The sequence below is a fragment of the Paenibacillus sp. FSL K6-3182 genome, assembly GCF_037976325.1.
In the GTDB taxonomy this organism is placed as follows: Bacteria; Bacillota; Bacilli; order Paenibacillales; family Paenibacillaceae; genus Pristimantibacillus.
Window position 1 is genome coordinate 2,273,241 of sequence record NZ_CP150265.1, and the last position, 14,650, is coordinate 2,287,890.

The following is a 14,650-nucleotide window of genomic DNA, read 5'->3' on the forward strand; positions in this document are numbered from 1 at the left end:
GAGCTATATGAATATCATTCGAAATCTCTCAGAGGTACTCATTGCAAGCGGAACGAGCGGTGCGGGCATTACGTTCTGCGAGGCGGGTAAGGATCGATTCGTGTCGTATGGGCAACTACGCAAGGCAGCGGGAGCAGTACTAGGTCAGCTGCAGGAAAGAGGGCTTGGCAAAGGGCAGCATGTTGTGCTGCAGACCGAAGATAATGAACGATTTCTTGTTTTGTTTTGGGCCTGCCTATTGGGCGGCATGATCCCCGTTCCACTTACAGCGGGACGAACTGACGAAGGAAGGAAGAAGCTTCTTCAAGTAAGCAGCCAACTTGGAAATCCGTATTTGCTGTGCGAGCCAGAAATATGGGAATCAATTGCAGCTTATTGTCTCAAGAATGAAGAGCATGCCACAGGACAGCTTCTGCAAAAAAAAATGCTGCCGATCAAGGATGTTTTGGATGAAGCAGCTGCTATAGATCGCCAAGGAACAATCTATGCGGCAAACGAGGATGATGTTGCATTTATCCAATTCACCTCTGGTTCTACAGGTGATCCTAAAGGTGTTGTTTTGACACATGGCAACTTGCTTTCGAATATGCGGGCGATATTGGAGGGCGCTCAGTCGACCGAGGCTGATTCCTCTTTAAGCTGGCTCCCGCTTACGCATGATATGGGTTTGATCGGATTTCATCTAACTCCGATGCTTGGGCTTATGAATCAATGGCAGATGCCGACCTCGACATTCGTGCTTCATCCGATGAAGTGGATGGAGCTCACGCATCAGCATCGCATTACCTGTCTATCATCACCTAACTTTGGTTATGTTCACTTTCTACAGCATTTTAAACCTGAGAATGCCACCGGCTGGGACCTTAGCTCGGTAAGGCTTATCTTTAACGGAGCGGAACCAATATCCGCGAGCAATTGCCGTGAGTTTCTCGCACAGATGAAGCCTTATGGGCTTAGAGAACAATGTATATTTCCCGTCTATGGACTAGCGGAAGCAAGTTTGGCCGTTACATTTCCGCATGTGGAGGAGAGGTTGAATACCTTATATGTAAGCCGAAAAGGCTTGAATATCGGGGATGTTATTCAGGATGCTCCAGCAGATGATCCCAATAAAATAGAAATCGTTGAGCTTGGGGTCCCTGTATCCGAATGCGAGCTTAAAATTTGCGACGAGTCTGGCCGGGAAACGCCAGATCGGTATGTTGGACTCCTCCATATTAAAGGGAGGAATGTCACCAAGGGTTATTTTAACCGCCCTGATGTGAACGCCGTCATTCTATCGTCAGACGGTTGGCTGAATACCGGTGATCTTGGATTTATGCAAGACGGCAGATTGTATGTGACTGGCCGCATGAAGGATATTATTTTCGTCAATGGCCAGAACGTATACCCGCATGATTTGGAAATGCTGGCAAGTGAAATTAAGGGAGCAGAAATAGGCAAAGTAGCTGTCAGTGCGATTCAGAATGAAGTAACGAAGCAGGATGAGATCGCCATATTTATTCAATTTCGAGGCAAACTTAACGGTTTTGTGCCGCTGAGGCAAAGCGTGCAGCGATTGCTTAATCGAAAAACTGGACTCCAAGTGGAGCTCATTGTTCCAGTGAAGCGTATTCCGAAAACGACCTCTGGGAAAATTCAGCGTTACACTCTTGCTGAGAGTATGCAGAGCGGACAATTCTCTTCAGTCATTTCGGAATTGGAGTCGCTGGCAGCGATTATGGAAGAAACAGCTCCCGAGTTGGCTGCTGCAGCTCCTGAAACGGATGCCGAACAGCGCATATTGTCTATTTGGAAAAAAGTGCTGAAGACAGACCGCATTGGAATAGATGATCATTTTCTGGAGCATGGCGGTAATTCACTGCGCGCAGCTTATGTAGCTGCCCAGCTGCAGTCGGCGTTTGGCATAAATGTATCTCTGAGCGAGTTGTTTCAGCATCATACTGTTCGGTTACTGGCCGCTTATGTCGCTGAAGTGACTGCTGGGGAAGATCAAAAAAATGGCGGAAATGGCCAGTGCGAAGTGATCTCAAATGGAGGCACGAGGGATTGGTATCCCGCTACGTCTGCTCAGAAGAGATTATTTATTGTTGAGGAAATGAATTCAGGTCTCCTTCGTTATCATCTTCCGCAGCGCATAAGCATTGATGGGGAGCTTGACCTCAGTAAGTTTCAACAGGTGTGGGAGTCTTTGGTCAACAGGCATTCTTCACTACGTACATCATTTGTTATGGACAATGATATCGTGGTCGGTCGCATTGCAGATTCAGTAAAGCTGCCCATTGTTTGTACAGACGGCCGCGGTTGGTCAGAGAGTGATATGCAGCACAAAATAAGTGCATTTCTGCAGCCCTATGAGCTGTCTAAGGCGCCGTTGTTCCGAATGGAGTTAATCACACTTGGTCATAACCGACATCTGATGTTATTTGATATGCATCATCTCATTACGGATGGCACGTCGATGGGGATATTAATCGGGCAATTTGTTGCGATGTATGAAGGGGCTGTGTTGCCTCCAATATCTTTTCAATACAGCGATATTGCTGATTGGGAGAAAAGGTTCAGGGCAGAAGATAGGCGCATGATCAGGCAGAGAGGGTATTGGCGGCAAATCTTCAAGGAGGGAGCGGGGGAGATCGACATCCCGGCAGATTATCGGCGCCCGCTCACTCCTAGCTACAAGGGAGCTATCGAAAAATTTGTACTCGATGCAACACTTACAGCTAAGCTGGAGCAATTAGCTTTCCGAACAGGCGGTACGCTGTATACCGTTTTAACTTCCGTTTACTTTATGCTGCTGAGCAAGTACACCGGAGCAGTTGATATGGTGATCGGTACTGCGTCGGCAGGGAGAACAAGGCCGGAGATGGAAGGTATCGTGGGCCTGTTCGTCAATATGGTGCCGCTGCGACTTCGGGCTGGCAAGGAGCTTTCGATCCTTCAATGCTTTGAAGAGATCAATAAACAAATATTGTTATCGCTAGACCATCAGGATGTCCCTTACGAAGAAATTGTAGAGCTGGCAGAGGCAAAACAAGAACATGGCCGTAATCCATTGTTCAGCACTGTATTTACGTTGCACAACATGGAAATTCCACAGTTTAATACAGCGAATGTCACATTCAAGCCTGAGCCGATAGGGACAGGTACATCTAAATTTGATATGACCTGGGAATGTGTAGCTTCGGAGGAAGGCATTAAAGTATCTATTGAATATTCCCTCGACTTGTACAGTCAGGAAACAGTAAGAGGATTTGCTCGCCATTATAAAACATTGGCTGATGCAGCAGTTCAATCCCCTGAGACGACTGTTGAGATGCTTCCTATGTTAGACGAGGATGAATGCCAGCTTATTTTGGCAGATAGCGAGTCGAGTCGAGCACCTTACCCTAACGATACTTCACTGTACAAGCTGTTTGAGAGGCAGGTGGCTCATACACCGCAGCTCCCGGCTATAGTTATGGATGAGGCAAGCCTCTCTTACACAGAGCTGAATGAAATGGCAAATACTCTGGCTAGATGGCTCATCAACCATGGAGTAGTTCCACATTCACGTGTGGCGCTGCTTCTTCATCGATCCTTTAATATGCCAGTTGCGATACTTGCTGTGTTGAAGACCGGCTCCGCTTATGTGCCAATCGACCCGAGTTATCCTATCGACAGGATTGAGTTTATGCTTGGGGACGCTGATATTTCTACAATGATAGTAGATGCCCGGACAAACCATATAGGCGGCAAGCTTGCTCAAGCTGGGAATAGACCAGTAGATAAGATTGACATGGATGCTATGAGGAACGAGTGGAGACAGGCAGAGGGACATAATTTGAGCGTGGATGTAACAGGGGACGACGCAGCTTATGTGATGTACACCTCTGGTTCCACAGGACGGCCAAAAGGAATTTTAACTACGCACCGAAACGTCATTCGCATTGCTCGGGATACTGACTATATCCGAATCACGAATGAGGATGCGCTGCTGCAGTTATCGAATTATGCGTTTGACGGGTCGACGTTTGATTTTTATGGGGCACTTTTGAACGGCGCAAAGCTCGTCCTTGTGAATGAAAACGATTTGCTTGATATCCATCAGCTTATTTTATTGATGAAGAAACAAAGGGTTACTATATTTTTTGCGACTACAGCTTTGTTTAATGCATTCGTTGACTCTGGACTGAAGGACTTGCCTTCCCTTCGTCATCTATTGTTTGGCGGTGAACGCGCATCAGCCTCGCATATTAGAAGAGCTTATCAGACCGTCGGTTCAGGCGTGCTGCTTCATGTGTACGGTCCAACAGAGTCTACTGTTTTCGCTACTTGTTATCCGATTGACTCGCTAGAGCAGGACAATGCTGCAATTCCAATAGGCAAGCCTGTCGCACATTCAGAAGCACTTGTATTGGACGAAAATGGTGCCTTGCTCCCAGCACTTGTGCCTGGGGAGTTATGTATTGCCGGCGATGGTTTAACACAAGGTTACTTGAACCTGCCGGAGCTTACTGCAAATAAATTTGTTCCCCATCCTTTTAAGGAGGGAACCAAGCTTTACAGGACAGGGGATTTGGTTAGGCGGCTGCCTGACGGTAATCTAGAGTTTTTGGATCGGCTCGACACCCAGGTGAAGCTGCGTGGATTTCGCATAGAACTGGGGGAAATTGAGAGCAAACTACTAGAGTGTGAGGACGTTAGGGAAGCGGTAGTTATGCTGAAATACCGCAGCGGCGATCCGCAGCTTGTTGCTTACATCGTAGCGAATGGTGAACTCTTCATAGATCGGCTGCAAGCAGAGCTGGGAGCACAGCTGCCGCAATTTATGATTCCGGCAGTCTTCGTGCGGGTGGAGAAGCTCCCGCTCACTTCTAACGGCAAGATTAACAAAAACGCATTGCCTGAGCCTGACTTTTCCAAACTGAGCATCGGAATGGCAGCAGCCTATGTCCCCCCTGCAACCCAAACCGAAATTCAGCTTGCAGCCATTTGGGAAATGATTTTGAAGGTAGAGGCTGTAGGCGTTAATGATCACTTCCTCGCACATGGCGGTCACTCTTTGAAGGCTGCAGCGCTTGTAACGGAAATCTACAAGCAATATCATGTCCGAATGCCGATCAAGGAAGTTTTTCTACGTTCAACAGTTAGAGAGCAAGCAGAATGGATTGACAACGCAGATATAGAGGCATATGAACCCATAAAACCGATAAACATTTCTCAATCTTACCCGTTAAGTCCATCCCAGCAGCGTATTTTTCTCATTGAAGAAATTGCAAACGCGGGTATAGCCTATCATATCCCGCTAGCGCTGCGCTTAACTTGCCATGTTCAGCGAACGGATATGGAACGGGCCATAAAAAATCTTATTGCTCTGCATGAGCCGCTTCGTACATCATTTCAGTTTATTGACGGTGAGGCGCGTCAAATTATACATGAGCATGCTTCGTTCGAGCTTCAAGAGATAAGCGATACAACAATAGATTTGGAGCAACAGTTCTGCGAATTTGCTAAGCCGTTGCCGCTTTCACAAGCACCGCTCCTTGACGCACGGCTGCTCAGCAGCGCATGCGGAGAAACTTATTTGCTTCTAAATATCCATCATATTATTGCGGATGGCATTTCGGTGAGTCTGCTTATTGAAGAGCTAGTCAAACGACTAGACGGCAAGCGCTTGGAAGAGCCGCATATTCAGTACAAGGATTATGCGGTATGGAGAGCAGGCCAAGGGAATACGGAACGCATGCGGAAGAGCATCCGATATTGGGAGACTGAGTTAAGCGATCCACCTCCGAGCCTCGACATGCCGCTTGACTTCCCGCGTGGGGAACGGCAATCACTTGAGGGGGAGACGCTTGGATTCCATGTATCTTCAGAGCTAACAATTCGGCTTCAATCTATATCCGATATGCTCAATATCAGCTTAAATAGTCTGTTGTTTGCTTCCTACGCTCTGCTTCTTCAAAAGTATACAAGTGGAAATGACTTGATTATTGGGGCGCTAGCGGCAGGAAGATTACATCCCGAAACGACTAATATGATCGGTATGTTCAATAATTTTCTTCCAATTCGCCTTAAAATAGGCGATGGAATGAAATTTGATCAATTTGCGAAGGTGTCACATGATCATATGCTTGCAGCACTCGAACATCAAGATGTGAGCTTTGACCAGATGATTGAAGCTGCGCAAATGACGATGGATCCCTCACGAAACCCGCTGTTCGATACGATGATGATTTTGCACAACCAGATCGGAAATGATCTGGAAGTGAAGGGTCACACTGTAGGGGTACAGCCTATACGCGCAGGTAAAAACATGACATCTAAATTGGATTTTAAACTTGATCTTTATTCTCATGGTGACGGAGGCCTTCGAGCAGAGCTAGAGTTCAATACGCGATTATTTCATAAAGCAACGATGATGAGGCTGGCGGACCATTGGCTCAATGTACTGAAACAAGTGACGGATGAGCCAGGTATGAGATGCTCTTCCCTCAGCTTAATTATGGAGAAGGAAGCGCAAATGCTTCTTCAAGAATGGAATGATACAGCAAGGCCGTATCCTAGTGGCGAAACCATCCATGGCTGTTTTGAGGCACAGGTGCGCAAGACGCCTGATGCTCCAGCTATTCGATCGAACGAGGGCATGTTTACTTACCGTGAGCTTGATGAACGCGCAAATCGACTCGCTCTGCTGCTCCGTCAGAAAGGTGTTGGAGCTGACACAATCGTCCCGATTGTTGCAGAGCGCTCTTTTGAAATGATGGCAGCGATTTTAGGCATTCTAAAAGCCGGGGGCGCTTACTTGCCTATCGATCCGCATTTTCCAGAGGAGCGTATTGGGTACATTCTTGAAGATAGCGGAGCCAATATATTATGTTCCCAGCACAAATGGATGAACCAACTGCCGTTTAATGGTGAAATTATAGATATAGATGCTGTTGAAGACAAGGGTTCCCATGATGCTGAGAAATGGCTATGGGAGCCTGCTGTGAACGCGCATCATTTGGCATATGTCATCTATACATCAGGTTCTACTGGAAAACCAAAGGGAGTTATGATCGAGCATGCTGCGGTCATCAACCGTATACATTGGATGCAAGATCAATATCCACTTGACGCGCAAGATGTCATTCTTCAGAAGACACCCATAACATTTGATGTTTCGGTGTGGGAGCTGTTCTGGTGGAGTTTTGCAGGGGCATCTGTTTACTTGCTGGAACCGCGGGGGGAGCGGGAGCCGCAGGTCATGATGAAAGTCATCCGTGAGCAAGCGGTGACGGTCATGCATTTTGTCCCGTCCATGCTGGGTGTATATCTTCAGTATGCATCGGAAGTTAAGGCGGACAAGCCTTTCGGAGGTTTGCGTTACGTATTTGCAAGCGGAGAGGCGTTGAAGCCTGCACAGGTGGAAGGGTTCTATAGCCAGCATTCTACAGGCAGCGAAAGTCCACGACTCATAAATTTATACGGACCGACTGAAGCGACCGTGGATGTCAGCGTATATGACTGCGCGAACTATAAGCAAGGATCAGTTCCAATTGGCTCGCCGATTCAAAATATTCGGCTGTACGTTGTGGATGAGCAGCGACGGCTGCAGCCCATTGGAATTCCGGGCGAGCTCTGCATCGCTGGAGTGGGACTCGCTAGAGGTTATTTGAACCGTCAAGAATTGACTGCGGAAAAATTTGTACCCGATCCTTTTTTTGCTGGGGAACGCATGTACTTGACCGGAGATCGCGCGCGCTGGCTTGCTGACGGTCATATCGAGTATTTGGGTCGATTCGATCATCAAGTGAAGATTAGAGGATTTCGAATGGAATGTGGAGAGATTGAGTATGCGCTGATGCAGCTGGAGGAGGTTTCCGATGCGCTCGTCATGACCGTGAAGGATCTGACGGGAGAGCCAGCCTTATGTGCATATATGGTTTCTTCTTTTGAGCTCAATGAACGTGAGTTGAAGGAGAGGCTGAGGGGGAAGCTTCCGGAATATATGATTCCTTCCCTTTTTGCCTGCCTGCATACCTTTCCTCTAAATGCTAGCGGGAAGATAGACCGCAGTCGCCTTCCACAGCCGACGTTTGCTGATTCTATTGGCGGCGCCGATCCCCGCAGCGAGACGGAGCTCCGACTGGCAGAGCTATGGAAGAGCATACTTGGTGTTCACATCGTACGCACCGACGATCATTTTTTCCAGCTTGGCGGACATTCGCTGCGCGCAGCGCAGTTAACGGGTGCAGTGGAGCGGCAGTTAGAGGTCACATTTACACTAAAGGATGTGTTCGCTTACCCGGTCCTAGAAGAGATGGCAGCGTTCATTGATAGATCGACGAAAAGGACTGCAGCATCTATCACAAGGGCCGAGCAGAGGGATGTTTATCCATTGTCGCTTGCGCAGAACCGACTATTCGTTTTGCATCATATGAAGCCTTCCAGTACAGCCTACAATTTGCCGCTCGCACTCAGTATGCGTGGTGAACTGAACGTTGAGAGACTGCAAGAGGCGCTGCAGCGGCTCATTGATCGTCATGAGCCGCTCAGAACAAGCTTTGAATGGCGCGATGGTGCCCCCGTGCAGCGCATTCATGAGCGAGTAACGGTGCGAGCTGATGTAACAAAAACGGATCAAGTGGATGGATGGAGCAGCATGCAAAAATTCGTTCAGCCATTCGATTTGAGCATTGCTCCGCTGCTGCGCGCTTCGCTTATTACGAATGGCGCGCAAGAGCATTTGCTGCTGCTTGATATGCATCATATCGTTTCTGACGGTATTTCAATGACAGTGCTGGCACATGATTTCACCAAGCTTTATGAAGGCGGCACATTGTTGCCGCTTGAAGTCCAGTACAGGGACGTAGCTGTATGGCAGCAGGGCTTTATGAAGAGCCGAGAGCGGGATAGGCAAGAGCAGTACTGGCGAGAGGAGCTGGCGGGAACGCTGCCGCTTCTGGATTTGCGAGTGGATAAGCCAAGGCCAGCCGAACAAAGCTTTAAGGGGAGCAAAATCATTCATGCGCTGCCTCTCTCGTTAATGTCCGAAGTAGAGTCATTGGCAGCAACGGCTGGCATGACTAGTTTTCCAATATGGCTTACTTGTTTTCACGTGCTGCTTCATAAGCTGACGGGGCAAGAGGATATTATCTCCGGTACACCGATTGGAGGAAGATCCCATCTAGAGACAGCCCCGCTTGTTGGGATGTTTGTCAATACCGTTGCTATACGGAGCCAGCCATCGGGTGAGCACAGCTTTCTTCATTTTGCCAAACAGATCAAGGAGAAGGTGCTTGGTGCGATGCATAATGGGATGCTGCCGTTCGAGCATTGTGTAACCGCACTTGATGTAAAGCGAGACCTGAGTCGAAATCCAATCTTTGATGTCATGTTCGTTATGCAAAATATGGATGTGCCGTCAATGAAAGCTGATGTGCTGCAATTAAAGACGCAGCCGCTGGAGCATGCTGTATCCAAGCTGGACCTGACGTTTGAGCTTGCAATGCGTGAGGATGGTGCAGACCTTACTGTAGAATATGCAACGGATCTATTCGAAAAGCAAACAATCAACCGAATGATTAGCTACTATATTCGAATTATGGAGCAAATTACGAAAGATACGCATATCTCTTTAAACCAGATAAGCTTGCTGACTTCGGATGAAGAAGCCATTCAACTTGTTCAATTTAATGAAACGGCTACCGCTTATCCAAGTCATTTGACCGTTGAGTCTTACTTGGAAGCACAAGCTGAGTGGATACCGCATGCCACTGCCCTGATATATGAGACGGGGAAAATGTCCTATAGTGAACTGAATGGGAAGGCTAATCGGCTGGCAAGAGCTCTGAGAAAGCACGGGGTGAAGCATGAGGATACTGTAGCCGTCATCATGGAGCGTTCTGTAGACATGATCATTGCGATTTACGGCATATTGAAGGCAGGAGCGGCGTATGTCCCGATCTCACCTGGGCTTCCTGAAGAGCGAATTCGATATATGCTGGATGACTCGGGAGCAAGGATTGTTTTGACTCGGGGCTTAGACGGGCAGATCGGCAACATGTCGCTAGACTCTGAACGATTGAACATAGAGGAAGCGCTGCAGCATGAGCAAAATGATGGACCGTTAGAAAAAATCCATCGATCGCGCAGCTTAGCGTATGTGTTGTACACCTCAGGGTCAACAGGACAGCCGAAAGGGGTAATGATTGAGCACCATTCCGTAGTGAATCGCCTTACGTGGATGCAAAACAGATACACACTTGATATGCATGATGTGATTCTGCAAAAAACGCCATTTACGTTTGATGTGTCGGTATGGGAGTTGTTCTTATGGAGCTTCTCAGGCGCTAAGCTATGCTTGCTTGCACCAGGCGGAGAAAAGGACCCTGGGGCGATATATGATGCCATTAATAAGCATGCGGTGACTACGCTACATTTTGTACCTTCTATGCTTCATCTGTTTTTGAATTACCCGGGCCTTGTTAATGATAGTAAAAAGCTTGAGAGCTTACGTTATGTTTTTGCCAGTGGAGAAGCGCTTACGGTCAATCAAGTAGAGAGATTCAGAGAGCGAATCGGAGAACCTAATGCTGCGAAGCTCATTAATCTGTATGGTCCAACGGAAGCGACGGTCGACGTGTCCTATTACGAGTGTATAGGAGAGCAAAGTTTAACGAGCGTGCCTATTGGCAAACCTATCGACAACATTTCCATATATGTGGTCAATGATGTTATGCAGGTTCAACCGGTAGGCGTGGCGGGAGAGCTGTGTATTGCGGGAGCTGGCTTGGCGCGAGGGTATTGGAAACGTCCTGATTTGACCTCGGAAAAGTTTGTGATAAATCCATTCGCAGCTAACGAGCTCATGTATCGTACAGGCGATCTTGCGAGGTGGCTGCCTGATGGCAGCATCGAATTTCTGGGACGAATGGATCACCAGGTGAAAATTAGGGGGTACCGCATTGAATGCGGGGAGATCGAGCATGCGCTTACGGGTCATCCAGACGTAAGGGAAGCCGTTGTCATGAAGCGTGACGGGGTTGCGGGGAAAAGCGCATTTCTATGCGCGTATGTCGTAACGAGTGATGCAGTCACAACTGCACAATTACGCTATCATTTGGCTAAAACATTACCCGATTATATGGTTCCGGCTGTCTACGTGGAACTGGATCACATGCCGCTTTCTCCAAATGGCAAGGTAGATCGGAAGTCATTGCCAGCACCAGACGAGCGGTTGGATGCAGGCGTGCGTTATGTGGAGGCAGCAAGCGAAACGGAGAAAACCATTTCTATCGTTTGGGGAGAAGTGCTAGGCCGAACCGCTATTGGGACGCATCATAATTTCTTTGATGTTGGGGGAGAGTCGCTGCTGCTTGTCCGTACCCACCAGCGATTGGAAGAGCTGTACCCAGGTTTACTCAAGGTGACGGATCTATTTAATTATCCGACAATTGCCGCGCTTGCAGAATATATCGATTCCCAAAGCAATCTTTCTCGCACTTGGCATTATGCAGGGATTGCTGCAAGCGAGGACTGCTTCAATAACACATACGCTGCGCAGCGGAATGGTTCGTATCAATTCACCCTTGAGGACGATTTAATTGAGGGACTGGCGGAAATGGCATATTCGCAGTCCGTGTCCATTACAACCGTTGCACTAGCAATCTACCTGCTCTTCTGGAAGCAGCAGTCAGGCGCTAATGATCTGGTTATGCCGGTTGCAACATCAAGGGGACGGCTCACACCTTTAGAGCTTGACTTTAGTAAGGTGCTGGAGTTTAGCGAACTAATACGAGCAGCCGACGCGTTGTTTGACGATACGAAAATTTCCTACGATTGGAATCAAGTGGAGAGAGAGCCTGGGAGCTATAATAGTTCCTGCATCACGCCTTTGTTTGTAGATCGCTCGCGCACAGGCTTCATTCCCGAAAATCAACACATGCATCTCTTCGATATCATTCTGACATTAGACAGCGGCAGGGGCGCAGCAGGTAAAGGAATGAGCGGATTATGGGAATTTAATGCACGTCGATTAAAGAAAGAAAAGGTTAAGGCATGGGCTCAGAGCTATATTAAGCTGCTCAGAATGGCCGTTCATCAATTTCAGCAGACTTCTAATGCTAGAGCTGGCGGCAAGCAGTAAGGACAACCCCATATGCAAAGGAGCATTACGTTGAAAAAGATCTTGTTTATGCTCGAGAATATCGCATGGTATTTAGGTATCTTCTACGCTTTGCTTTATCTGCTGCGCTCAACCTATCAGTATGAAGCTACACTCGGACTTGCCAAGTTTATGGATCGTAACCCGGCGATGTTCATGGCGATATTATTTACCTCCATTTTACTCATCTATATGCTTGTTTTCCGTTTGAAGAGAAGCATATGGAAAGAGCAGAAGCAAACTTTGTTTCAAGTTAGCGGCTTCAAGAAGATCGGGGTCAAAGATGCCGGGTTGATGCTGGCTATGGGGGCAGCCGGATGCCTGTTTAGTATTGGTCTAATTGAAATTGATGTCATCGCTCGGCACTTTCCATCCATCCCCTTCCTCGTAGATGATCTCATTAGGGGAGATTCCATTTTATTCGTTATTTTGGGTGCGGGGCTTATTGCCCCCATCTATGAAGAAATTTTGTTTAGAGGATTAATTTACGGACAATTGCGTCAAGTGATGCCGCTGTATGCTGCGCTTATTTTGCAAGCATTGGTTTACGCCTATTTTCAGCCAAGCCTCAGCCTGTCATTCATTGGTTTTGGTTCTGGACTCATCTACGCGATATTGTATATCCGAATAGGGAGCCTGTGGGCGCCAATTATTGTACAAACCTCAGCCATGAGTCTTATTTTTATAACAAAATATGTTGGATGGCATGAAGCGATTAACGAAATAGGAGAACCTGCTTTGTATGTTTTAACGGCTGGAAGCCTGCTCTTTCTCGTAGGAGGAACGGCATATATTTGGCGCAGAGGGCTAGAAAAAGGTGCAAGATCAGTACAAGCAGACCCGATTACGGTTGGAAGAGGGCGATAAGATGAGAAATTGGACTGTATCGATAGGGCGTGTTCTACTGGTCATCGGATTGTATTTCGCCTGGTTTCTTACCGTTACCAAGTTGTTCTTTGCTTATATCTACCCGTTAAGTCCTTGGTTTGAACAAAATACGCTAACTGTCATCATATTAAATGACATTATTGGTTTTCCGCTTATGTACTTTGCAATAAAGCTAATATTTAAACAAAACCTATTCAAGGAAGCCCGATTTCAAAAGATGGATGGCAGCGCTATTTCCTTGTCGCTATGGGTGGGTTTGGGTGCGGGGTTGTTCACTGTGGCATTCTCGCAATTGCCTGCGATCCAGTCTGATCAGTTCAAATTCCAAGAGCTATTCGAATATTTGAATCGGGCAGAATGGTATGTTTTCCTCGTTTTTTTATTGCTAGGCAACGTATACAAGGAAACGTTATTCAGAGGTTTACTGCTGAACAGTTTTAGAGGCGTTCTTCCTGTCACCGTTGCGATTTTGCTGCAAGGGTTATTATATGGCGTTCTATTCTTCTTCGGCGATATTCCGCTTTCCTTGTATGGTTTTCTTGGCGCTATCATTTTTGCCCTCCTGTACGTATGGTTTGATTCCATCTGGGCGCCGATTGCCGCGCAGGTGGCTTGCCAAGGAGTTCAATACTTGCTCTGGCATCTAGGCCCGAAGAGTGACGATATATTCATATTGTCAGCCGTAATGGCAGTTGCAGGTGCCATGATTGCAACTGGCTTATATTTGGGCAATCGCCGCTTGCGCAAGCCATACAGTCACGAAGAGGTCATTCACACATGAGAACGTTAACTGTGATTAGTAAAGTTCTACTCTATTTAGCTATTTATATCTGCGTAGTTTTATTCACGAATTGGGCGTTGAACCATTGGATTCAAGATGCTGAGTTTAGTGCTTGGCTTAGCAAAAATCCAGCGAGCTCTCTTATCGCAGCGAATACGATTGTGATCGCCATTTATGTGCCGCTGCTTCGCTGGCAAAACATTCGAATGCAAGACCTCGGCTTCGTTCGACCACAATCAGCAGTGATGGCTGCTGGGACAGGAATTTGGCTTGGTCTGTTCATCGCGGTGTTCACACAGCTTGCTTGGATCGCTGAGAATTTTCCGGAAATTGCGAATTTGGTTCAATTTGTAGCTGGTGGAGGGAATTTCTATGTATTTGTATTGAGCAGCTTATTGCTAGGTTCTTTGCTCGAGGAATTGCTGTTCCGGGGGATGCTGATCCATGTTTTCCGCCAACGATTCTCCTCTGCATGGTCTGTGCTGCTGCAAGCTTTGTTGTTTGGAACTGTATTTATGAGCGTAACCATTGGTGCTTTCGCTGCTCTTGGAGCGATTATTTATGGTGTAACTCGCGTGACCACAGGATCGATATGGTCATCTTTGCTCGCGCATGTGTTCAGTACAGCAACCTTGTATGTCGTCTCTCATTTTATGAAGGATTCCTCTCCCGAAACTTTTCTTATTCTGTCGTTCATAAGCGGATTAGCGATTATTGTGCATTTGTATATATTGCTGCGTAGACAATCGGAGAATTTGAAGCGGCACAATAAAAGTATATCGAGTTAAATCAATAATTTATGGTAGTGATCACATTGCCACTGCAAACAACCGCAAAAGAGGAGTGTG

General features: G+C 47.2%; 4 protein-coding genes. All 4 read left to right on the top strand.

Features of this window, described 5'->3' with window-relative positions; genetic code table 11:
* Positions 1-7: 7 nt before the first annotated feature.
* Genes MHH56_RS09905 through MHH56_RS09920 form a run of 4 tightly spaced genes read left to right on the top strand, consistent with a single transcriptional unit; the run spans position 8 to position 14,590 of the window.
* Entirely contained in the window at positions 8-12,115 is a 12,108-nt protein-coding gene (locus tag MHH56_RS09905) for an amino acid adenylation domain-containing protein (protein WP_339207964.1), read from the top strand.
* Between the two features lie 30 nt (positions 12,116-12,145).
* A complete protein-coding gene (locus MHH56_RS09910) occupies positions 12,146-13,000 on the top strand; it encodes a CPBP family intramembrane glutamic endopeptidase (RefSeq protein WP_339207966.1) in 855 nt (284 codons plus the stop codon).
* Position 13,001: 1 nt separating this feature from the next.
* Positions 13,002-13,802 carry a type II CAAX endopeptidase family protein gene (locus MHH56_RS09915; RefSeq protein WP_339207967.1) on the top strand — a complete coding sequence of 267 codons (801 nt, stop codon included), beginning with the start codon at positions 13,002-13,004 and terminating at the stop codon, positions 13,800-13,802.
* Positions 13,799-14,590, top strand: coding sequence for a CPBP family intramembrane glutamic endopeptidase (locus MHH56_RS09920; RefSeq protein ID WP_339207968.1), 792 nt, complete (start codon positions 13,799-13,801; stop codon positions 14,588-14,590). The genes MHH56_RS09915 and MHH56_RS09920 overlap by 4 nt, the downstream gene beginning before the upstream one ends.
* Positions 14,591-14,650 lie beyond the last annotated feature (60 nt).